This window comes from Micromonospora sp. NPDC048907, assembly GCF_055586885.1.
On record NZ_JBVJHI010000002.1, the window covers coordinates 13,221 to 33,428 of the forward strand.

Consider the following 20,208-nt stretch of genomic DNA (forward strand, 5'->3'; position numbering starts at 1 on the left):
GGGTCAGACGGCGCGGCGGGAGCGGGTCAGGGCGAGGCAGCCGAGGACCGCCGCGATCAGGCCGACCGCCAGGGCCGCGAAGCCACCGACGATTCCGTAGCCGGTGCCGGGACCGCCCTCGGCGGCGGCCACCACCAGGCCGCCGGTGAGCATTCCGCTCAGCCCGGCCACCAGGGCGACGAGGGCTCCCCGCCGGCCGTCGCCCGTGCCGATCCGGCCGGCGGCGCGGGCCAGTGCCAGCCCGCCGACGATCACGCCGGCCAGCGCCACCAGCACGGCCGCGGTGCCCACGAGCCGCCCGGTGGTCAGGGTGTAGGGATCGACGGCCGACTGGGCCGAGACGTACGCGGCCGCCGGTGTGGCGGGCCCGAGCCCGCCGGGCACGGCAGCGACCAGGTGACGGGTGTCCATGGGGTGCTCCTTCTCCTCCGACGACCGGACAGGTCCGATCCTGTCCGCCGGGCCACCACCTGTCGTCCTGCCGACGCGGGCACTTCACGCTGCCGCGGGCGGCGCAGCCGGCTGCCACGGATGTCGCAGAACGCGGCACGGTACCGCGTCCGCGGTAGCCGGCCGATCGTCCGCGCGCACGAGTCGCCGGGGCGGACAGCCGGTTAGGGTGCGCGCATGGGCAGGGGACGGATCGGTGTCGGCGACTCGGTGGTCGCGGTGGGCGTGGCGGCGATCCTGCTGGTGACCGGCCTGTCCGGGCAGCGGTCCGCCACGAGCCTCGACCTGCCGGGGTACGCGCTGCTGGCGGCCGGCGGCCTGGCGCTGGTCGCGCGCCGCCGCGCTCCGGTTGCCGTGCTGGCCGTCACCGGGCTGTGCGCGGTAGGTCACCAGGCGGCCGGTTTCGACGTGCCGGCCGTCGCGTACCTGTTCGCCGTGTACGGCGCCGTGCGGGCGGGACACCGTGCCGTCACGGTGGCGGCGAGCGTGATCATGCTGGCCGCCCTCCCCCTCGCCGCGATGGCCTCCGGCCTGCACGACACGGGCGAGGCGTTCGCGCAGGCCCGAGGCGCACTGGAGCTGGCCTGGCTGATCGCCGCCGGAGCGGCCGGTGAGGCGCTGCGACAGGCCGAGCGGCGGGCGGACGAGGCCGAGCGCACGCGCGAGGAGACCGCGCGGCGCCGGGCCGACGAGGAGCGGCTGCACATCGCGCGGGAGCTGCACGATTCGCTCACCCACCAGATCTCCGTCATCAAGGTGCAGGCCGAGGTCGCCGTGCACCTCGCCCAGAAGCGGGGCGAGCAGGCGCCGGAGGCCCTCCTGGCGATCCGGGACGCCGGTCGCGAGGCGGCCCGGGAACTGCGCGCGACCCTGGAGGTGCTGCGCGACGACGACCGGAACCCGCCCCGTGGGCTCGACCAGGTTCCGGAACTCGTGCACCGGGCACGGATGACCGGCCTGGACGCGAAGCTGACGATCGAGGGACGCCGGAGCGACCTGCCGGCCGCGGTGGACCGGACCGCTTACCGGATCGTCCAGGAGTCGCTGACCAACGTCGCCCGTCACGCCGCCGCCGCCAGCGCCTCCGTCTGGATCGACTACCGGCCCGACGCCCTGCTCATCCGGGTCGAGGACGACGGCGCGACCATGGCGGACACCCCGCCGGCGCCCGGCGTCGGGCTGCTCGGGATGCGCGAACGGGTCACCGCCCTCGGCGGTCACCTGACGGCGGCGCCGCGCCGCGAGGGCGGCTTCACCGTCCAGGCCGAACTCCCCGTGGACCAGCTCTCGTGATCCGTGTCCTGCTGGTCGACGACCAGCCGCTCATCCGCAGTGGATTCCGCGCGCTCCTCGACATCGAGGACGACATCGAGGTGGTGGCGGAGGCCGCCGACGGCGGCGAGGCCGTGGCACTGGCCAGGGAGCACCTGCCCGACATCGCACTCATCGACATTCAGATGCCGGTCGTCGACGGCGTCGAGGCGACCCGGCGCATCGCCGCGGATCCGGCCCTGGCCGGGGTCCACGTCGTCATCCTCACCAACTACGGACTGGACGAGTACGTCTTCCACGCGCTGCGTGCCGGCGCGGCCGGATTCCTCGTCAAGGACATCCAGCCGGAGGACCTCCTGCACGCCGTGCGCGTCGCCGCCCGCGGTGACGCGCTGCTGGCACCGTCGATCACCCGCAAGCTGATCGACCGGTACGTCAGCCAACCACCGCGTAGCGGCTCCGACGCGGGACTGGACGAGCTGACCAACCGCGAGCGCGAGGCCGTCGCCCTGCTCGCGCGGGGCCTGTCCAACGACCAGATCGCCGACAGCATGGTGATCAGCCCGATGACCGCGAAGACCCACATCAACCGCGCCATGACCAAGCTCCATGCCCGCGACCGCGCCCAACTCGTGGTCCTCGCCTACGAGTCAGGCCTGGTGACCCCGCGCACCTCCTGACCGCCGGCCGGCGGCCGGGACGATCGCCGCCACGCCGTGTCGGGCCCGAGGACGGCCGTCATCGGCCGAGCCGTGCGGCCATCCGGCGACGCAACGGCGGCACCGCGCCGGTGATGCGCATCGCCGTGCGCACGGCGGCCCGGCCGAGGCGGCTGCTCGACCCGGCCTGGCGGGCGTTCCGCAGTGACTGCCGCACGGCGGCGAAGCCGTAGTCGAGCATCTGCCGCTCGTAGTCGTGCAATGCCGGCAGCAGGGCGGACGTGCCGGCGGCGACCTCGGTGAGCCGGCGACACAGCAGTTCGGCGTCGCGCAGTGCGGTGTTGGCGCCGATTCCGGCCATCGGCGTCATGTTGTGGATGGCATCGCCGAGGAGGGTCACCGACGTGGTCCGCCACGCGTCGACCGGCGTGGCGCTGCGAATCCGGATGGCGTTGACGGCCCCCGGGTCGGAGCCGGCGATCAGGTCCCGCAGGGCGGGGGCCCAGCCACCGGTCCGGGCCAGCACCAGTCGCCGGAGGTCCGCTCCGGGAAGTGACTCGACGCCGTCCGGGAAGGCGGTCGCCGCGTCGGAGTAGCCCCAGAGGACGAACGGCACGGCGTTGTCCAGCAGGAACTCCCGGGGCGTGTCCCGGTCGGGCACGATGACCCGCCGGTCGGGATGCCAGACGGCGGTGAACAGGGATCCCCGGTCCTTCGGGATCACCAGGTTCGCGTCGTGGGTCAGGACGCGGGGCAGGGTCGCGCCGTCGAGGCGGTGCTTGCCGGCGACCGCCACGATGCCCGTGTCGATCCGGCGCGCGTGCGGCAGCAGTTGACCGCGTACGCGCGAGTTCGCCCCGTCGGCGCCGACCAGCACGTCGGCGGTGGCGCTGCCGCCGTCCGCGAAGTGGGCGGTGACCCGGCCGTCAGCCGCTGTCTCGTAGTGCGTGAACTCCTTGCCCGGGCGGATCACGTCCTCCATGCCGGTGAGCAGCACCTCGCGGAGGCTGATCCGGCTCACGCCGTAGTGGCGTTCGTCGGGGCCGCCGCTGGGGGTGATCTCGTCGGCGGTGAGGCGCACGAGGTCGGTGAGCTGCTCCGTGGTGAACGCGAAGCCGCCGCCGTCGACCGAGACCGTGTCGAGGAACGCCTGCCAGTTCGCCGCCGGGAGGCAGGCACGCAACGCGTGGCTGCCGTGGGGGTTGATGTGGATGCGGTAGCCCTGCAGCCAGTCGGTGCGGGTCCGGTTGCGCTCGTAGACGGTCACCGCGACGCCGGCCCGGCGGAGGCCCTGAGCCAGGCACAGGCCGCCGATGCCACCGCCGATGATCATGACGTTGAGGTCGCTCATGACCTGATGGTCATTCGCGCGTGTCGGTTTGTCAAGCAGATGGTTGATTAAAGCATTCGTTCGAGTAACGCTGATACGATCACCGCATGCCACGGCGGTCCCCCAGCGGCGATCAACGACAGCGCGACGCCGAGCGCACGCGCGAGCGCATCCTCGAGGCGGCGCTCGTCGAGTTCGGCGAGCACGGCTTCGCGGGCGCCCGCACCAGCGCGATCGCCGCTCGCGCCGGGGTCAACCAGCAGCTGATCTCCTACTACTTCGCCGGCAAGGAAGGCCTCTACCAGGCCCTGCAGCAGCGCTGGCGGACCACCAGCGGCGCCCCGCAGCCTGATCGGCCGATGGCCGACGTGGTCGCGGGCTTCCTCCGGCTCGGCGCGACCCAGCGGTCCTGGGCGCGGCTGCTCGTCTGGGAGGGACTCGCCGACCCGGGGGCGACCACCGAGACCGAGGACGAGGCACAGGCCCACCGGTACTTCACGGCGATGGTCGACGACGTGCGCCGCCGGCAGCGGACCGGTGAGCTGTCCGCCGACCTCGACCCCGCGTACGTGGTGCTGACGTTCTTCGCGGCGGCCATGGCGCCGACCGTGCTGCCGCAGGTCGTCCGCCGGCTGACCGGCCTGGCGGCCGACTCGCCCGAGTTCCTCGACGCCTACGCGGCGCAGCTCGGCCGCATGCTCGGCCACCTGGCCGCGCCCACTCCCCCGCCCGACTGACCGGGCGCTCCGGGTCCCTGTCCCCTGGACGAGCGGCAGGCGGACCGCCCGGCCTGGGAGGTGACCGACCGGTCCGCGGCCCTTTCCTCTTCGTGCCGCTCTTCCTACTGTGATGGTCCACCGCCCCCCGGAGATCGTGGGAGTCACATGAGCATCCGCGTATACCGCAACGCCGCCATCCACACGGGCGACGACGGCAACCCGCTGGCCGAGGCCATGGCCGTGGACGGCGACCGCCTGCTGGCCGTCGGCTCGGAGGCGCGGGTGCGCGAGGAGGCGGGGCGTGGCGCGGAGCTGATCGACCTGGACGGCGCCGCGGTGCTCCCGGGGCTCTACGACGCCCACATCCACACCGCCCAGTACGCGCAGAGCCTCGGCGCCGTCGACCTGCGTGCGGTGCGTGGCCTGGACGAGGCGCTGGCGGCGGTGGCCGCGCACGCCGCCCGGCTGCAACCGGGCGCCTGGCTGTTCGGCGGCCGGTGGAACAGCAACGCCTGGGATCCGCCGGCGCAGCCGGACCGGTACGCGCTGGACTCGGTCTGCCCCGAGCTGCCGGTCGCGCTGCCCAGCGTGGACGGGCACACCGTCTGGGCCAACTCGGCAGCCCTGCGGCTGGCCGGTATCGACGCGAGCACTCCCGACCCGGTGGGCGGCGAGATCGTCCGGGACGCACGCGGGGAGCCGACCGGCATCCTCCGCGAGACGGCCTCCCACCCGCTGCGCGACCTCATGGTCTCCCCCGACCTGCGCGACCTGCTGAAGGCCGGGCAGGAGGAACTGCTCGCGGTCGGCCTGACCAGCGTGCACGACATCGACGGCGAGGACTGCCGGGCCGCCTATCTCGCGCTGCGCGACGCCGGCGAACTCAAGCTGCGCGTGCACAAGGCGATCCCGATGACCCACCTGGAGGCGGCGATCGCCGAGGGCCGCCGGACCGGGCAGGGCGACGACTGGATCCGTACCGGGCCCGTGAAGATCTTCAGCGACGGGGCGCTGGGGTCGCACACCTGCCACATGAGCAGGCCCTTCGCGGGCGAGCAGGGCAACGTGGGCATCGCGGTCACCCCGTACGAGGATCTGGTCGAGCTGGTCGGCAGGGCCGCGGGCGCCGGCATCGCGGTGGCCACGCACGCCATCGGCGACCGCGCCAACCGCCTGGTCATCGACGCCTACGAGGCCATCGGCCGCACACCGGGACTGCGGCACCGCATCGAGCACGCGCAGCACCTCCGGCCCGCCGACCTGGCCAGGATGGCCGCCCTGGGCATCGTCGCCTCGATGCAGCCGGTGCACTGCACCAGCGACATCGACCTGGTCGACGCCCTGCTGGCCGGTCACGATCTGGCCTCCTACGCCTGGCGCGGGATGCTCGACGCCGGCGTCGTGCTGGCGTTCGGCTCCGACGCCCCCGTCGAGAGTCCCGACCCCATCGCCGCGCTGTACGCCGCGGTCACCCGGGCCCGTCCCGACGGCACCCCCGGGGGCGGCTGGCAGCCCGAGCAGCGGCTGAGCATGTCCGAGGCCGTCCGCGCGCACACCCTGGGCGCTGCCCGCGCCGCCGGCGAGGACGACCGCAAGGGTGTCCTCGCCCCGGGTAGACTCGCCGACTTCATCGCGGTCGACACGGACCCCTACCGGGATACGCCGGCCGCGGTGCTGCGTACCAGGGTCATGTCGACCGTCGTGGGCGGCGAGATCCGCTGGCAGCGGACCGGAAGCCGCTGAGGCGGAAGCCCGGCCGGCGCTCCCGCCGGTCCGGCCGACGAGCGCGCCGACTGCCGAGCCCGTCGGCGTCATGCCTGCGACCATGGGCTGAATGACCCGGGTCGGCGTGCGCGCCGCCGACCCCGCCTGGGAGACCGTGATGACCGAGAGCGCCCGCCGACCGGCTCCGGCCGGGGCCAGCGGCGATGACGCGTGGCTGACCGAGGTGGCCCGCGCGGCCAGCGCCGACGCCGGCGGCGTACCGGTGGAGTTGCTCGGCGACTACCTCCGGCTGTTGACGGACGCGGCGGTGACCGGCCGCCGGCCACGCCGCGGCGAACTCGACGCGGTGGGGGCGCTCGGCCGACGCGCCGCCGAGCAGGGCGTGTCAGCGGGCCGGGCGGTCCGCCTCTACCTGTCCGCGGCACGGCGGCTCTGGCGACAGCTGCCGCACCTGGCCAGCGCCACCGACAGCGGGACGGTGCGCGCGGCGGCGGACGCCGTGCTCCACGTGGTCGACACGGCCGTGGCCACCCTCGCCGAGGGCTACGCGGCGGCCCGCCGGGACCTGGTCCGCCGGGAGGAGGCGCTACGCCGCGAACTCGTCGACGACCTGCTGCGTGGCGACTCCGACCTCGGCGGGTTGGTGGAGCGGGCCGAGCCGTTCGGGCTGGACCTGGCCCGGGTGCACCAGGTCGCGCTCGCCGCGCCGGGTCAGCGGCTGCCGGACACCGAGGCGGCGATCAGCGCGCTGGAGCGGGTCATCTTCGACCGGCTGGGTGACCGGGACGTGCTGGTGGCCACGAAGGAGGGACTGCTGGTCGTGATCGCCCCGGCGGACACGGTGACGCCCGACCGGGGTGGGGGCGACGGCGGGTCGGTGGCGGGTCTGGGGCGGCTCATGCACGGCGAGTTGGACCGCCTCGTGCGGGGCCGGCCGTGGCAGGTGGCGGTGGGCCGCCCGCACCCGGGCCTGTACGGCATCGCCCGCTCCTACGAGGAGGCCCGCGAGGCGCTGACCACGGCACGTCGACTGCACGCCGACACCTCGGTGATCGACGCCCACGACCTGCTCATCTACCGGGTCCTGCTGCGGGACCAGGCCGCGATGGTGGATCTCGTGCGGGCGGTGCTGACACCGCTGGGCGAGGCCCGGGGCGGCGCCGAGCCGCTGCTGGACACCCTCAACGAGTACTTCGCGTGCCGCGAGGTCGCCACGGAGGCGGCCCGCCGCCTGCACGTGTCCGTGCGCACCGTCACCTACCGGCTGAACCGGATCCGGGCGCTGAGCGGCTACGACCCCGCCGATCCCCGGGACCGGTTCACCCTGCACGCCGCCGTGCTCGGCGCGCGGGCGCTGGACTGGCCGCGCCGGCCGCTGCCCACGTAGCGGGTCAGGCCGGAACGGCGACCAGTTCCGGGAAGCCGAGCAGGGCGGCCAGCGCGCTGGCCTCACTGCGGGTCAGGGCGAGGCTGACCATGCCGTCGGGATCGTCCGGGTCGTCGTGGACGACGTCCCGGCGGTCGCCCACCTGATACTCCACGATGCCGATCCGGCGGCCTTCTCTGGTCGTGAAGGTGTGTCGTACTCCGATGCCGGGCAGCGTCGTGCGTTCGATGTTCACGAGGTGTGCTCCTTGCGGGACGGCTGCCCAGGGCCGGCCGGGAGCGGACCGGCGCTACGGCAACGCGGTGGACGGTCGAGCGGCTCGCCTGACGACCGGCGGCGCCCGGTCGGCCGACCAGGCCGGAACGCAGCCCGCGACGGCCCGGCTCAGCCGGACCACGATGCACATCCCGAACGCGCAGCCGGCGCGAACCGCCGCGACGACCACCGCCAGCACGGCCAGCATCGACAGCGCGAGCGGCCGCGCGACGCCGATGGGGTGCTGGTGGGTACGCATGTGGCCAACCATAGCCTTCGCGGGCCCTCGCTCCGGGGCGCTGTTCGGGAAGGCCTCCCGCAACTCCGGCCCGTCACCGGAGGTGGCGGCCGCCGGACGGTAAGCGACGGTGTTGTCCGGCGGCCGGCAATCAACCGGGCCTTTGTTGGCCGGTCACGCGCAATGCCAACCCCCTGCTTTCGGGCGACGCTGGAGGTCCGACGCGGTACCCGAGAAGCGAGGAGGCGGTGATGACGATGACGCGCACGCAGGTGGCTACGCCGCCGGCGTTCGCCGGTTGTCCGCCGCCGGCCCGGCGTGGACCGGCTCGGGTTCCCGGTTCGGCCGGCGGCGGCCCCGCCTCCGGGACCGGTCACGTCCCCCCCGCCGCCGGCGCACCGACGCCGCCCGTGAACCCCGCCGAGCCAGCCCCGTCGAGCGCACCAGCCTGACGGCCGGCGGCCCCGCCATCCACCCGTCGCCCCGTCCATCGGACGGCTGCGCATCTCCACGTAGAAGAGGTCGGTCATGTCCGGCAACGGCACCGCACTTCCCCTGTCCACGCACACCGGGCTGCTGGTCGGGCGCTCCCACACCCGCCCGGCGGTCCCCGTCCGCCCCGAGCCGGTCGCCGTGGACCTCGGCAGCGCCCAGCTGCGGATCTGGCTCGGATCCGGCGGGGTGTTGCGCACCCCCGCCGGCCAGGTCCTGCGGGCACCGGTCGTGCGGCGCGGACGGGTCGTCGACGGTCCGGCCTGCGCCACCGAACTGCGGCGGCTCCTGCGCGACCACCGCACCGCGGTGCCGGTGGGGGCGCTCGTCGTGGCCTGCCGCCCGGTACTCGGCACACCGGGCGACGAGGAAGCGACACGCCGGGTGCTCAATGCGGTGCTCGCGCCGTCCCGGGTGCTCTTCCTCGACAGCGTGCGCGCGGGCGCCATCGGCGCCGGCGCCGCCGCCGGCACCCTGCTGCTCGCCGACATCGGCGCCCAACTCACCGAGGTGGCCGTGCTGGAGCACGGCCGGGTGGTCGCCGCCCGGCGCGCCGAGGTCGGCACCCGCGACCTGAACCACGCGATCACCGCCGCCATGCTCGCCGACACCACGACCAGGCTGGTCCGCGAGCTGCGACAGGAGCCGGCCGTGCGGCCGCTCTTCCGCGCCTGTCTGGCCCGGGGCGTGGTCGTGGTCGGCGACGGAGCGACCCGACCCGACCTGACCGCCCGGCTGGTCGCCACGCTGGGCGCGACCGTGCACCGCGCCGCGTCACCCCGCACCGCCGCGCTGACCGGCGCCGGGATGGCCGCCGTCGCGGCCACCCGGCATCCCGCGAGCGCCTGAACGCCACCTGCTTCCGGAAAGGACCACGACCATGACGCACACCCTCGACGACCGCACCGAGATGCTGCGCGAGCTGCTGGAACGCCAGTTCGGCGAGCACACCGACCAGCTCACCGAACTCACCCTGCAGTCCCGGCAGCGTGACCACGGCGGCCACGATCCGGACACCCTGCGCCGGCTGATCGAGGTGGCCCAGCAGGGCATCGCCGACACCGCCCGCGCGCTGAAGCGGATGTCCGAAGGCGACTACGGCGTCTGCGAGCGCTGCGGCGAGGACATCCCGACGGCCCGGCTGGAGATCCTGCCCTCGGCCCGCTACTGCGTGCCGTGCCAGCAGCGGGGCTGACCCGTCGCGTCCGCCGGCGCCGGCGCACGACGTCGGTGCGGGTTCCGCCTGTCGCACAGGGATGAATGACATACGCTCGGCAGCGGTCGCCACGGCCGCGGGCCGCCTCCCGGCGGCCCGTCGTCCCGCCTGTGTGCGCCCGTCCGCGCCGCACGACCGTCGAAGGATGCGCTCATGACCAGCACCGGGGTCCCCGCCGCGATCCAGACGTTCATCGACGCCACCAACCGCGCCGACCCGGACGCCTTCGTCGCGGCGTTCACCGACGACGCGTATCTCAACGACTGGGGCCGCGAGTTCCACGGCCGCGACGGCGTGCGCTCCTGGGACCGCACCGACAACATCGGGGTGCAGTCGCACTTCGCGCTCGTCGGGATCGAGCCCGGCACCGATCCCGACAGCTACGTCGTCACCCTCACGGTCTCGGGCAACGGCTTCAACGGCACCGGCCCGATGGCCTTCCACCTCCGCGACGGCCTGATCGCGAGCCTCCGCATCAGCTGAGGCTCCTGCTGGTCGCCAGGCCGGCATGCTCGCTGACGACCGTGGTGCACGCCGCCGGCTCCGCTCGGCCGTGGACCTGCCAGGTACGAGCCGGGCGGAACTCAGTTCACCGGCGGCGCCCAGGTGGGGCGCCTGATCAGGCAGAACGGGTGGCCGGCGGGATCGGCGTACACATGGTCGCCGGGCAACCGCCGCGCGCCCAGCGCGAGCACCGCCTCGCCCGCCGCGTCCTGGTCGTCGACCATGACGTCGAGGTGCATCTGCTGCGGCACCGCCGGCTCGGGCCACGTCGGCGGCGTCAGGTAGGTGGCGCGCTGAAACGCCAGCCCGGACGCCGCCGTGCCGGCCGACACGACGACGAAGCCGTCGTCCGCGTAGGTGATCGGGTCGCCGAGGACCGCGCTCCAGAACCGCGCCTCGGTCATCGGATCCGGACAGTCGACGATCAGATGGTGGAGTCTGCCGACAGGCACAGCGCACCTCCCCTTCGTGGTCACGCCCCTACGGCCATCCGCCGCCGCGTCGAACCGGGTTGCTCAGACGTCGACGAGCAGGAGCCCGTCGTTGTTGAGGTTCACCTCGGGCGTGGTGGCGTCCGGAGCGTACGTCGTCACTGCCAGGGTCCGACGGCCGTCGAAACGAAGCTGCTGACCGGGCTCGAGGACGTGGCCCTCGGCGAGCATCCGGGCGAGGTGGTTGAGGATCCGTCCGGTGTCCTCGATCCGGTCGGCGGGAACACCCGCGATCAGATCCGGCCGGCCGGCTCTGTGGCACGAGCGGTCGCCGAGCAGGCGGCGCGCTCGGCAGGGCCGGCCCGATCGTCGCGGACGCCGGCCCGGGTTCACGCCGTGATGATCACATGTAGGTTGCGGGGTCCGTGGACGCCCTCGACCCGGTTGAGTTCGATGTCGCTCGTGGCGGACGGCCCGCTGATCCAGGTCAGCGGGCGGTGCGGGGTGATCCGGGCGAGGGCGTCCGGCACGGTGGCGACGACCTGGTGACTGCGCACCACGCACACGTGTACGTCGGGCAGCAGCGTGATGATCCGGCGGCCCTGGTCCGGGGCGCCGTCGAGCACGATGGTGCCGGTCTCGGCCACGGCCACGGCCGCCGCGGTGACCACCCCGGCGGCGGCGGCGACGCGTCCCGGCGGGAGGTCGTCGTCGGGCACCGCGCGCACGCCGGCGGGCAACCAGTGCGGGGGCAGGCCGGGTGGCACCACGACCTGCCGGCCGCCGAGCACCTCGTCGACGATCCGGGCCACGTCGGTGTCGGCGCACCGGTGCACGGTGGCCCGGTAGTCGGTGAGCCGGTCCACGAGCAGGTCGAGGTCGGTGGTGACGGCGCCGGCGGGCCGGTACGTCCGGGGCTCCTGCGCCGGCACCGGTCGGGGCTCGCCGAGGGCGGCACGCAGCCGGCCGAGGATGAGGTCCCGGGCGGTCACCGCTGCGCCCACCACTGGCGGAAGGTCTGCGGTGGCGGCTGCGGCAGGTCGCGGCTGGCGGTCCAGCCGGACAGCGGCGGCGGCAGGCCGCGCCCGCGCGGGCCGGCGAGCCGGCTCAGCCGCGCGGCGCGCTGCGCGGCCGCGTACAGCGCCGGGTGGTCCATGGTGTACGCGGCGGCGGCCATGGTCGCGGCCTCGCCCTTCGGGTGGGGGGCCTCGGCCCGCAGGTGCACCAGGATCGACGGAATGTCGATCATGACCGGGCAGGCGTCGTAGCAGGCGCCGCAGAGCGACGAGGCGTACGGCAGCGAGGCGTTGTCCGCCACCCCGGTGAGCTGCGGGGACAGCACCGCCCCGATCGGCCCCGGATACACCGACCCGTACGCGTGCCCGCCGGTGCGTTCGTACACCGGGCAGACGTTCAGGCAGGCCGAGCAGCGGATGCAGTGCAACGCCTGCCGGCCCACCTCGTCGGCGAGCACCGCGCTGCGCCCGTTGTCGAGCAGCACCAGGTGGAACGCCTGCGGGCCGTCGCCCGGCGTGACCCCGGTCCACATCGAGGTGTAGGGGTTCATCCGCTCCCCCGTCGACGCCCGGGGCAGCAACTGGAGGAACACCTCCAGGTCCCGCCAGGTGGGGATGACCTTCTCGATGCCCATCACGGTGATCAGGGTCTGCGGCAGGGTCAGGCACATCCGCCCGTTGCCCTCGGACTCGACGACCGCGAGGGTGCCGGTTTCGGCGACGGCGAAGTTCGCCCCGGACACGGCCACCCGCGTGCTCAGGAACGTCTCCCGCAGGTGCCGACGCGCGGCGGCGGCCAGTACCGCCGGCTCGTCGGTGAGCGCCGGATCGACCCCCGGCATCGCCCGCAGGAAGATCTCCCGGATCTCCGCCCGGTTGCGATGGATGGCCGGCACCAGGATGTGACTCGGCCGGTCGTCGCCGAGCTGCACGATCAGCTCGGCCAGGTCGGTCTCGACCGGTTCGATCCCGGCCGCCTCCAGCGCCTCGTTGAGGCCGATCTCCTGCGTCGCCATCGACTTGACCTTCATCACCCGGTCCGCGCCGGCCGCCCGGACCAGCTCGGTGACGATCCGGTTCGCCTCGACGGCGTCGGCCGCCCAGTGCACCGTGCCGCCGGCCGCGATGACCGCCGCCTCCAACTGCACCAGCAGCTCCGGCAGCCGGGCCATGGTGTCGGCCTTGATCGCCCGGCCGGCGGCGCGCAGCTCCGGCCAGTCCGGCACCTCACCGATCACCGCCCCCGACTTGCCGCGGATCGTCGTGGTGGCATGCCGCAGGTTCCGGCGGAGCTGGGCGTCACCCAGCGCCCGCCGGGCCGCCGCCGGGAACGGCTCGTCGCCGCGTAGGTGGCCCACCCCCGGCGGCGCGGTCGCCGGCATGCCGAGGAACGTGGTCCCCCGGCCGGTGGCGTCGGCGGGCCCGGGCGCGGCGGTCACCGGGCCACCCCCGCGACGTCCCGGCCGGCGCCGCGGGCGTCCGCCTCGGTGCTGGCCAGGATCTCCGCAAGGTGCACCGTCCGCACCCCGGCCCGCAGCCGGGACAGCCCGCCGCCGATGTGCATGAGGCAGGACGCGTCCCCGGCGGTGCACACGTCAGCCCTCGTGGCCAGCACGTGGCGCATCTTGTCCGCCAACATCGCCGTCGAGGTGTCCGCGTTCTTCACCGCGAACGTGCCGCCGAAGCCGCAGCACTGCTCCGCCTGCGGCAGCTCCACGAGCTCCAGACCGCGCACCGCGCGCAGCAGCCGCAGCGGCCGGTCCCCGACCCGGATCATCCGCAGCGAGTGACACGTCGGGTGGTACGTCACCCGGTGCGGGAAGTACGCCCCGACGTCGGTCACCCCGAGCACGTCCACCAGCAGTTCCGACAGCTCGTGCGTCCGCGCGGCCACCTCCTCCGCCCGGCTCGCCAGCCGCTCGTCACCGGCCCGGCGCGCCACCATCGCGTGCTGGTGCCGCACCGACCCCACACACGAGCCGGACGGCGCCACCACCACGTCGTACGGGGCGAACACCCGCACGTGCCGGCGGACCAGCCGCAACGCCTCGTCCGGGTAGCCGGTGTTGACGTGCATCTGCCCGCAGCACGTCTGGTCCTCGGGGAAGACCACCTCGTGGCCCAGCCGCTCCAGCAGCCGTACCGTCGCCTTGGCCGCCTCCGGGAAGAGGGTGTCGGCGAGGCAGGTCACGAACAGGGCGATCCGCATCCTCAGCCATCCGTCCGGTCGTCGGCGGGCCGCCGGGCCGCCTGGTCGCGTCGCGGCTCGGGTCGGGCGAGGTGCCGGGTCCCGCGCGGGGAGGGCCGTCGTGCCGGCCGGCCTCCGCCGGCCCGGCCGCGGTGCTCACCTCTCCACGGTCCGCCGCTTCGGGTGGCCCGTCCCGGGTCGCCGGTCCCGGTCACGGCACCATCCAGCTGAGGACCGGGGAGCCCTGGAGCGCGACCAGCACGCACATGAACAGCAGCAGCACGAGACTCCAGCCGAACACCTTCCGGAAGATCTCCCCCTCCCGGCCGGCCATGCCGACCGCGGCGGCGGCGATCGCCAGGTTCTGCGGGCTGATCATCTTGCCCAGCACCCCGCCGGACGAGTTGGCCGCGGCCAGCAGCAGCGGGTCCAGCCCGGCCCGGGCCGCCGTCTGCACCTGCAGCGCGCCGAACAGCGCGTTGGCGGAGGTGTCCGAGCCGGTCACCGCGACACCGATCCAGCCGAGGATCGCCGACAGGAAGACGAACGCCCCGCCGGCCGCGGCGAGGAACGCGCCGAGGGTGTTGGTCTGGCCGGACTGGTTCATCACGTATGCCAGGGCGAGCACCGCCATCACCGTGACGATCGCGTAGCGCAGCTCCACGTAGGTGCGGCCGTACGCGCGCAGCGCCCGGCCCGGCGAGACCCGCAGCACCAGCGCCGTCAGGATGCCGGCGAGGATCATGAGGGTGCCCGCCGCGGGCAGCCAGTTCAGGGTGAACGTCATCGAGGACAGCGGCTTGCCGTCGCCGCCCAGGATGTCCAGCCCCGGCCAGGGGAACTTCACCGTCCACGGCTCCTTCGCCAGGGCCGTCTTCACGGCGCCGAGGTTGGCGATGGAGAAGATCGCGATGATGATCAGGTAGGGCGCGTACGCCCGGGCGACCTCGGCCGGGGTGTCCGCGACCCGCCGGCCGCCCGCCGTGGCGGCGCGCGCCTGGTCGGTGGGTCGCGGCTCCAGGTCGTCGTCGCCGCGGTGCCGGTCGGCGGTAGCGGTCTCGTCGATGCGCGGAACACCCGGCGGGGTCTCCCCACCGGAACCGCCCAGTCCGGGGGCGGCGGTGCTGGTCGTGTCGGCGCGGGTGCCGGCGGCGGCGTGGACCGTGCCGGGGCCGGCCAGCTCCGCCTCGACCGCCCCGCGGGCTGCCGGCACGGTGGCGGCCGCCGGCTCGCGGCCGAGGTCGGCGGGGGTGACCGGGCGCCAGACGCGGACCAGCAGCACCACGGCGGCGGCCGAGACCAGCGCGGCGACGATGTCGGTCAGCGGCACCGAGATGTAGTTCGCCGCGACGAACTGTGCCAGGCCGAAGCTCACCCCGGCGACCAGCGCGGCCGGCCAGGTCTGGCGGATGCCGCGCCGCCCGTCGACGAGGGCCACCAGCATCAGCGGTACGACCACCGCGAGGATCGGGGTCTGCCGGCCGACCATCGCGCCGAGGGTGTCGACGGTGAGCCGGGGGTCGGGGTTCGCGCCGCTGCTGACGCTGGCCAGCGTGACGATCGGGGTGGCGAGCGCGCCGAAGGCCACCGGCGCGGTGTTGGCGAGCAGCGACACCGAGGCGGCGTGGATCGGGCGGAACCCGAGCGCCATCAGCATCACCACGGTGATCGCCACCGGCGTGCCGAAGCCCGCGAGGGCCTCCAGCAGCGCACCGAAGCAGAACGCGATGATGATGGCCTGGACTCGCATGTCCGGGCTGACCCGTTCGAAGGAGCGGCGCAGCACGTCGAAGTGCCCGCTCTCGACGGTGAGGTTGTAGACCCAGATCGCGTTGATGACGATCCAGAGGATCGGGAAGAAGCCGAAGGCGGCGCCCTCGGTGGCCGAGAGCACGGCCTGCCCGACCGGCATGGCGTAGACGGCGACGGCCACGATCAGGGCGACCACGAGGGAGATGACGCCGGCCAGCCAGGCCTTGACCTTCATGACGCCGAGCAGGACGAAGAGGGTGAGCAGGGGTAGGACCGCGAAGATGGCCGAGAGCGCGACGGAGTCACCGACGGGATCGGTGAGGACCTTGAACTGGTCGAACATGGGTCACCTCGACGCTATGGGGGACGGGGGTCAGCGGTGAGGGTGGATCCCGCCGTCAGGACGGGGCTCGCTGGTGCAGCAGGTCCTCGACCCCTCGTCCGCGGATCGAGGCGTCGAGGACCTGGGCGGTGTGTGCCAGCGCGATGTCGCCGCCGGCGCGGGTCACCGAGGCGGCGACCTGCATCAGGCAGCCGGGGTTGGCGGTGACGAGCAGCCGCGCCCCGGTGGCCAGTACGGTGCGGGCCTTGCGGTCGCCGAGTTCGGCGGCCGGCCCGGGCTGGAGGATGTTCCAGATGCCCGCCGAGCCGCAGCAGATCTCCGGATCGGCGATCTCCCGCAGCTCCAGCCCGGGGATGTCGCGCAGCAGCCGGCGGGGCTGCGCGCGGACCCCCTGGGCGTGGGCCAGGTGGCAGGCGTCGTGGTAGGCGACCGTCACCGGCAGCGGGTGCCGGGTGGCGACCGGACCGAGCTCGACGAGCACCTCGGAGAGGTCGCGGACCCTGCCGGCGAAGTCGGCGGCGAGCGCCGCGTACCGGGGGTCGTCCCGCAGCAGGTCGCCGTACTCCTTGAGGGTGGAGCCGCAGCCGGCCGCGTTGACCACGAAGTAGTCGATGCCGGCGGCGGCGAACGTGTCCACCATCCGGCGGGCGAAGCGGCGCGCCTCCTCCTCCCGTCCGTTGTGCACGCTCAGCGCCCCGCAGCAGCCCTGCCGGTCGGGCAGGATCACCACCTCGCAGCCCTCGGCGGCGAGCACCCGTGCGGTGGCGGCGTTCACCTCGGGGAAGAAGGCGCCCTGCACGCAGCCGGTGAGCATGCCGACCACGGCCCGCCGGGTGCCGACGGCGGCCACCCGCTGCGGCGGGCGGGTGGCCCGGCCCAGCCGGGGGGCCAGCGACTCCACCGCCGCCAGGGTGGGTGCCAGCCGGCGCAGCAGCCCGCTGCGGCGGACCAGCCTGGGCAGGCCGGTGGCCTGGTACGCGCGCAGCGGCCCGCGCAGCAGCCGCAGCCGCCTCCGGTACGGGAAGAGCGCGAAGATGGCCGCCCGCAGCGCCCGCTCCCGGGGTCCGCGGCGGTGCCGGCGTTCGACCTGCTGCCGGGTGGCCTCGATGAGCCGGTCGTACTGCACACCCGACGGGCAGGCGGTCACGCAGGACATGCAGCCGAGGCAGCGGTCGAAGTGGGTGACCATGGAGTCGGCGAGCGGCTCGCCCTCCAACCCCTGCTTCATCAGGTAGATCCGGCCGCGCGGCGAGTCCATCTCCTCGCCCCACAGCACATAGGTCGGGCAGGTGGGCAGGCAGAAGCCGCAGTGCACGCAGTCCGCGACGAGCTCGGCGGACGGCGGGTGGTGCTCGTCGAAGGCGCCGACGCCGGACGGCTGGGCGGCCGCGCCGAGCACGTCCCGGGGACCGCTGGCCGGCTGGCTTCCGCCGGGTGAGGTGACCGGGGTCGGGCCGGGCTGCTGGGGGATGCTCATCAGATCCCTCCCACGAATCGGCCGGGCGCCAGCCGGGCGTCCGGGTCGAAGCGCTGCTTGACCCGGCGCATCAGCTCCAGGCCGTGTACCGGTCCCCACAGGTCGACCCGGTCCCGCACGGGCGCGGGTGCGGTGAGCACCACCGTGTGCCCGCCGCCGGCGGCGGTCGCCGCCCGCAGCGCGTCCACCAGGGCGGCGACCCGCTCCGGGTCGGACGCGCCGGGCAGGCCGGCGTAGAGGACACCGACGCCGGCCGAACCGCGCAGCGCCAGCGGCAGGTCGTGCCGGTCGGCCGCGGCGCGGGCCTCGGTCAGCAGCCGGGGTACGCCGGAGAGCGCGGCGGTCAGCTTCAGGCCGACGTCCCCGTCCCGCCACGGGTAGCGCGCCCAGCCGTCGGGCGGCTGGTCGGCGTCGGTGGCGTCGGCGCCGAGCAGCCGGCGTGCCGCGGCGGCCCGGGCGGTCACCCCGGCCGGGGTGCCCTCCAGCAGCAGGGTGACCGTCGCCGGCCCGCCGGCCGGCGCGTCCACCTCCAGCGCGGTGGGTACGAGCTGGGCCGCCCGTACCGTGCCGGCCAGGCGTCCGGCCTCGGCCGGGTCGTCCACGGCGCGGGAGACGTAGGCGACGGCGGCGGGCAGCGGGTGCAGCCGGAACGCGCACTCGGTGATCAGCCCGAGCGTGCCGTACGCGCCGGTGACCAGCTTGCCCAGGTCGTAGCCGGCGACGTTCTTGACCACCTTGCCGCCGGCGTGCGCCACCACCCCGTCGGCGCGCACCAGGGTGACCCCGATGAGCAGGTCGCGGACCGTTCCGTAGAGCATCCGCCGCGGGCCGCTCGTGTTGGTGGCGACGGCGCCCCCGACGGTGCCGCCGGGCAGCGGCGCGTCGAGGGCGAGCTGCTGCCCGGCGCCGGCCAGGGTGGCCGGCAGCTCGTCGAGGCGGGTGCCGGCCCGGACCACGGTGATCAGGTCGCCGGCGGCGTGCTCGACCACCCCGGTCAGGGCGGTGGTGTCGAGGATCAGGTCGAGTCGACGGGGTGGACTCCCCCAGTCCTGCTTGGTGCCCCCGCCGCGGAACGCGACGGCCAGGTCGAGCGCGGCTGCCGCGCGCAGCAGGGCGGCGGCCTGGCCGGTGTCCCGGGGCGCGGCGACGTGGCGGGCCGCCACCCCGGCGACGGTGTCGTGCTCGCCGGCGGTGCGGACGACCGGGCCGTCGTCGGGGCGGGCCCCGGCGGCGGCGCGGAGCTGATCGAGGGTCCGGTCGGCGGGCATCAGAACACCTCCGCCAGGCCGGCCTCCTGCGCCGGGTGGACCCCCTTGCGTCGGCCCGGCACCTCGCCGCAGAGGCGGGGCGTCGGGAAGACCTTGCCGGGGTTGGCCAGCCCGTCCGGGTCGAACGCGCAGCGCAGCAGCTGCATCGTGTCCAGGTCGTCGTCGGTGAACATGCGGGGCATGTACTTCGCCTTGTCCATGCCCACGCCGTGCTCGCCGGTGATCGAGCCGCCGTGGGTGACGCAGAGGTCGAGGATCGCGCCGGAGACCTCCTCGGCGCGGACGGTCTCGCCGTCGACGGCGGCGTCGAAGAGGACCAGCGGGTGCAGGTTGCCGTCGCCGGCGTGGAAGACGTTCGCCACCCGGATGCCGCGCTCGGCGGAGAGCTCGCCGATGCGGCGCAGCACCTCCGACAGGGCGGTCCGCGGGATCACCCCGTCCTGGACGATGTAGTCCGGACTGATCCGGCCCACTGCGGCGAACGCGGACTTGCGCCCCTTCCAGAACAGCGCCCGCTCGGCGTCGTCGGCGGCGATCCGGATCTCGAACGCCCGGTTCTCCCGGCACAGGCGCTCCACCTGCGCGAACTGGGCGGCGACCTCCGGTTCCGGCCCGTCCAGCTCGACGATGAGCACCGCCCCGGCGCCGGCCGGGTAGCCGCAGTGCACCGCTGCCTCGGCCGCCTCGATGGCCAGGGCGTCCATCATCTCCACGGCCGCCGGCACCACCCCGGCCGCGATGATCGCCGAGGTCGCCGCGCCGGCCTGGTCGGTCGTCTCGAACGCGGCGAGCAGGGTGCGCACCGACTCGGGCAGCCGGGTCAGCCGGACGGTCACCTCGGTGGCGATGCCGAGCGTGCCCTCGGAACCGACGAACGCGCCGAGCAGGTCGTAGCCGGGGGCGTCGGGGGCGCGGCCGCCGAGGCGTACCCGGTCGCCGTCCGGGGTGACCAGCTCGACGCCGAGGACGTGGTTGGTGGTGAAGCCGTACTTCAGGCAGTGGGCGCCGCCCGAGTTCTCCGCCACGTTCCCGCCGATGGAGCAGATCTGCTGGCTGGACGGGTCCGGCGCGTAGTAGTAGCCGTGCGGGGTCGCGGCCCGGGTGACCGCCAGGTTGATCACGCCGGGCTGCACCACCGCGCGCTCGTCGTCCGGGGCGATCTCCAGGATGTCCCGCATCTGCGAGGCGACCACGAGGACGCCGTCGGCGCGGGGCAGGGCGCCGCCGGAGAGCCCGGTGCCGGAGCCGCGGGCCACGAACGGCGTACCCGCGGCCACGCAGGCCCGCACGACGGCGGCGCACTGCTCCGCGTCCGCCGGGAGCGCCACCAGCGCGGGGATCACCTTGTACTGGGCCAGCCCGTCGCACTCGTAGGTGCGCAGCTCCTGCCGGTCGCTGATCACCCGGTCGGCGCCGATGGCGGCCCGCAGGGCGGCGGCGAGAGCGTCGAGGTCCGTCGTGGTCGTGCTCATCGCCACCTCCGCGT

At 74.6% G+C, this 20,208-nt stretch carries 21 protein-coding genes; 8 read left to right on the forward strand and 13 right to left on the reverse strand.

Annotated features, from left to right (window positions below; genetic code table 11):
- Positions 1 to 3: 3 nt before the first annotated feature.
- The gene (locus ACZ6PY_RS05190) at positions 4 to 411 is read right to left on the reverse strand and encodes a DUF6223 family protein (protein ID WP_466069447.1); all 408 of its coding nucleotides are present in this window, start codon (positions 409 to 411) and stop codon (positions 4 to 6) included.
- Between the two features lie 216 nt (positions 412 to 627).
- Here ACZ6PY_RS05190 and ACZ6PY_RS05195 point away from each other — a divergent pair, with 216 nt between their 5' ends.
- A complete protein-coding gene (locus ACZ6PY_RS05195) occupies positions 628 to 1,743 on the forward strand; it encodes a sensor histidine kinase (protein ID WP_466069448.1) in 1,116 nt (371 codons plus the stop codon).
- Entirely contained in the window at positions 1,740 to 2,402 is a 663-nt protein-coding gene (locus ACZ6PY_RS05200; RefSeq protein WP_466069450.1) for a response regulator, read from the forward strand. Before ACZ6PY_RS05195 ends, ACZ6PY_RS05200 begins: the two co-directional genes overlap by 4 nt.
- Positions 2,403 to 2,460: 58 nt before the next feature.
- Here the strand turns inward: ACZ6PY_RS05200 and ACZ6PY_RS05205 are convergent, their stop codons facing one another.
- On the reverse strand, positions 2,461 to 3,732 hold the full coding sequence (locus ACZ6PY_RS05205) for an FAD-dependent oxidoreductase (protein WP_466069452.1): 1,272 nt from the start codon (positions 3,730 to 3,732) through the stop codon (positions 2,461 to 2,463).
- 86 nt (positions 3,733 to 3,818) lie between these two features.
- Here ACZ6PY_RS05205 and ACZ6PY_RS05210 point away from each other — a divergent pair, with 86 nt between their 5' ends.
- The 3 genes from ACZ6PY_RS05210 to ACZ6PY_RS05220 all read left to right on the forward strand — a co-directional run bounded on the left by ACZ6PY_RS05210 (position 3,819) and on the right by ACZ6PY_RS05220 (position 7,542).
- Positions 3,819 to 4,448: a TetR/AcrR family transcriptional regulator gene (locus ACZ6PY_RS05210; RefSeq protein WP_466069454.1), complete on the forward strand. Its 630-nt coding sequence runs from the start codon at positions 3,819 to 3,821 to the stop codon at positions 4,446 to 4,448.
- A gap of 147 nt (positions 4,449 to 4,595) precedes the next feature.
- Positions 4,596 to 6,173 (forward strand): amidohydrolase, encoded by a 1,578-nt coding sequence (locus ACZ6PY_RS05215; protein ID WP_466069456.1) that lies wholly within the window; start codon positions 4,596 to 4,598, stop codon positions 6,171 to 6,173.
- A 91-nt stretch (positions 6,174 to 6,264) separates the two neighbouring features.
- Positions 6,265 to 7,542 carry a PucR family transcriptional regulator gene (locus ACZ6PY_RS05220; RefSeq protein ID WP_466069458.1) on the forward strand — a complete coding sequence of 426 codons (1,278 nt, stop codon included), beginning with the start codon at positions 6,265 to 6,267 and terminating at the stop codon, positions 7,540 to 7,542.
- Between the two features lie 4 nt (positions 7,543 to 7,546).
- Here ACZ6PY_RS05220 and ACZ6PY_RS05225 read toward each other — a convergent pair whose 3' ends face one another.
- Both ACZ6PY_RS05225 and ACZ6PY_RS05230 read right to left on the reverse strand, forming a co-directional pair.
- A complete protein-coding gene (locus tag ACZ6PY_RS05225) occupies positions 7,547 to 7,777 on the reverse strand; it encodes a cation:proton antiporter regulatory subunit (RefSeq protein WP_262286384.1) in 231 nt (76 codons plus the stop codon).
- A gap of 54 nt (positions 7,778 to 7,831) precedes the next feature.
- Entirely contained in the window at positions 7,832 to 8,056 is a 225-nt protein-coding gene (locus ACZ6PY_RS05230; RefSeq protein WP_466069460.1) for a hypothetical protein, read from the reverse strand.
- Positions 8,057 to 8,563: 507 nt separating this feature from the next.
- Between ACZ6PY_RS05230 and ACZ6PY_RS05235 the strand changes: the two genes are divergently transcribed.
- The 3 genes from ACZ6PY_RS05235 to ACZ6PY_RS05245 all read left to right on the forward strand — a co-directional run bounded on the left by ACZ6PY_RS05235 (position 8,564) and on the right by ACZ6PY_RS05245 (position 10,226).
- Complete coding sequence (locus ACZ6PY_RS05235; protein ID WP_466069461.1) at positions 8,564 to 9,376, forward strand: rod shape-determining protein; 813 nt, start codon at positions 8,564 to 8,566, stop codon at positions 9,374 to 9,376.
- 31 nt (positions 9,377 to 9,407) lie between these two features.
- The gene (locus tag ACZ6PY_RS05240; RefSeq protein WP_466069463.1) at positions 9,408 to 9,722 is read left to right on the forward strand and encodes a TraR/DksA family transcriptional regulator; all 315 of its coding nucleotides are present in this window, start codon (positions 9,408 to 9,410) and stop codon (positions 9,720 to 9,722) included.
- Positions 9,723 to 9,896: 174 nt separating this feature from the next.
- Positions 9,897 to 10,226 carry a nuclear transport factor 2 family protein gene (locus ACZ6PY_RS05245; RefSeq protein ID WP_466069465.1) on the forward strand — a complete coding sequence of 110 codons (330 nt, stop codon included), beginning with the start codon at positions 9,897 to 9,899 and terminating at the stop codon, positions 10,224 to 10,226.
- Between the two features lie 101 nt (positions 10,227 to 10,327).
- On the opposite strand, the gene ACZ6PY_RS05250 is transcribed toward ACZ6PY_RS05245, so the two are convergent.
- The 9 genes from ACZ6PY_RS05250 to ACZ6PY_RS05290 all read right to left on the reverse strand — a co-directional run bounded on the left by ACZ6PY_RS05250 (position 10,328) and on the right by ACZ6PY_RS05290 (position 20,194).
- Entirely contained in the window at positions 10,328 to 10,699 is a 372-nt protein-coding gene (locus tag ACZ6PY_RS05250) for a VOC family protein (RefSeq protein ID WP_466069466.1), read from the reverse strand.
- Positions 10,700 to 10,762: 63 nt separating this feature from the next.
- Positions 10,763 to 11,071: a hypothetical protein gene (locus tag ACZ6PY_RS05255; RefSeq protein WP_466069468.1), complete on the reverse strand. Its 309-nt coding sequence runs from the start codon at positions 11,069 to 11,071 to the stop codon at positions 10,763 to 10,765.
- On the reverse strand, positions 11,068 to 11,670 hold the full coding sequence (locus tag ACZ6PY_RS05260; protein ID WP_466069470.1) for a LutC/YkgG family protein: 603 nt from the start codon (positions 11,668 to 11,670) through the stop codon (positions 11,068 to 11,070). Before ACZ6PY_RS05260 ends, ACZ6PY_RS05255 begins: the two co-directional genes overlap by 4 nt.
- Positions 11,667 to 13,076, reverse strand: coding sequence for a lactate utilization protein B (locus ACZ6PY_RS05265; protein ID WP_466070738.1), 1,410 nt, complete (start codon positions 13,074 to 13,076; stop codon positions 11,667 to 11,669). Before ACZ6PY_RS05265 ends, ACZ6PY_RS05260 begins: the two co-directional genes overlap by 4 nt.
- Before the next feature lie 53 nt (positions 13,077 to 13,129).
- Complete coding sequence (locus ACZ6PY_RS05270; RefSeq protein ID WP_466069472.1) at positions 13,130 to 13,903, reverse strand: (Fe-S)-binding protein; 774 nt, start codon at positions 13,901 to 13,903, stop codon at positions 13,130 to 13,132.
- 190 nt (positions 13,904 to 14,093) lie between these two features.
- Positions 14,094 to 15,977 (reverse strand): L-lactate permease, encoded by a 1,884-nt coding sequence (locus ACZ6PY_RS05275; RefSeq protein WP_466069474.1) that lies wholly within the window; start codon positions 15,975 to 15,977, stop codon positions 14,094 to 14,096.
- 55 nt (positions 15,978 to 16,032) lie between these two features.
- Positions 16,033 to 17,454: a (Fe-S)-binding protein gene (locus tag ACZ6PY_RS05280; RefSeq protein WP_466069476.1), complete on the reverse strand. Its 1,422-nt coding sequence runs from the start codon at positions 17,452 to 17,454 to the stop codon at positions 16,033 to 16,035.
- Positions 17,454 to 18,722, reverse strand: a complete 1,269-nt coding sequence (locus tag ACZ6PY_RS05285; protein ID WP_466069478.1) for an FAD-binding oxidoreductase — start codon at positions 18,720 to 18,722, stop codon at positions 17,454 to 17,456. The genes ACZ6PY_RS05280 and ACZ6PY_RS05285 overlap by 1 nt, the downstream gene beginning before the upstream one ends.
- Positions 18,722 to 20,194 carry an FAD-linked oxidase C-terminal domain-containing protein gene (locus ACZ6PY_RS05290; protein ID WP_466069480.1) on the reverse strand — a complete coding sequence of 491 codons (1,473 nt, stop codon included), beginning with the start codon at positions 20,192 to 20,194 and terminating at the stop codon, positions 18,722 to 18,724. Before ACZ6PY_RS05290 ends, ACZ6PY_RS05285 begins: the two co-directional genes overlap by 1 nt.
- Between the last annotated feature and the right edge of the window lie 14 nt (positions 20,195 to 20,208).

Bases quoted from the DNA above. Each gene is read 5' to 3' on its own strand.
- ACZ6PY_RS05190 (WP_466069447.1), bottom strand. From the start codon at position 411: ATGGACACCCGTCACCTGGTCGCTGCCGTGCCCGGCGGGCTCGGGCCC.
- ACZ6PY_RS05195 (WP_466069448.1), top strand. From the start codon at position 628: ATGGGCAGGGGACGGATCGGTGTCGGCGACTCGGTGGTCGCGGTGGGC.
- ACZ6PY_RS05205 (WP_466069452.1), bottom strand. From the start codon at position 3,732: ATGAGCGACCTCAACGTCATGATCATCGGCGGTGGCATCGGCGGCCTG.
- ACZ6PY_RS05210 (WP_466069454.1), top strand. From the start codon at position 3,819: ATGCCACGGCGGTCCCCCAGCGGCGATCAACGACAGCGCGACGCCGAG.
- ACZ6PY_RS05215 (WP_466069456.1), top strand. From the start codon at position 4,596: ATGAGCATCCGCGTATACCGCAACGCCGCCATCCACACGGGCGACGAC.
- ACZ6PY_RS05220 (WP_466069458.1), top strand. From the start codon at position 6,265: ATGACCCGGGTCGGCGTGCGCGCCGCCGACCCCGCCTGGGAGACCGTG.
- ACZ6PY_RS05230 (WP_466069460.1), bottom strand. From the start codon at position 8,056: ATGCGTACCCACCAGCACCCCATCGGCGTCGCGCGGCCGCTCGCGCTG.
- ACZ6PY_RS05235 (WP_466069461.1), top strand. From the start codon at position 8,564: ATGTCCGGCAACGGCACCGCACTTCCCCTGTCCACGCACACCGGGCTG.
- ACZ6PY_RS05240 (WP_466069463.1), top strand. From the start codon at position 9,408: ATGACGCACACCCTCGACGACCGCACCGAGATGCTGCGCGAGCTGCTG.
- ACZ6PY_RS05245 (WP_466069465.1), top strand. From the start codon at position 9,897: ATGACCAGCACCGGGGTCCCCGCCGCGATCCAGACGTTCATCGACGCC.
- ACZ6PY_RS05265 (WP_466070738.1), bottom strand. From the start codon at position 13,076: ATGCCGGCGACCGCGCCGCCGGGGGTGGGCCACCTACGCGGCGACGAG.
- ACZ6PY_RS05270 (WP_466069472.1), bottom strand. From the start codon at position 13,903: ATGCGGATCGCCCTGTTCGTGACCTGCCTCGCCGACACCCTCTTCCCG.
- ACZ6PY_RS05275 (WP_466069474.1), bottom strand. From the start codon at position 15,977: ATGTTCGACCAGTTCAAGGTCCTCACCGATCCCGTCGGTGACTCCGTC.
- ACZ6PY_RS05280 (WP_466069476.1), bottom strand. From the start codon at position 17,454: ATGAGCATCCCCCAGCAGCCCGGCCCGACCCCGGTCACCTCACCCGGC.
- ACZ6PY_RS05285 (WP_466069478.1), bottom strand. From the start codon at position 18,722: ATGCCCGCCGACCGGACCCTCGATCAGCTCCGCGCCGCCGCCGGGGCC.
- ACZ6PY_RS05290 (WP_466069480.1), bottom strand. From the start codon at position 20,194: ATGAGCACGACCACGACGGACCTCGACGCTCTCGCCGCCGCCCTGCGG.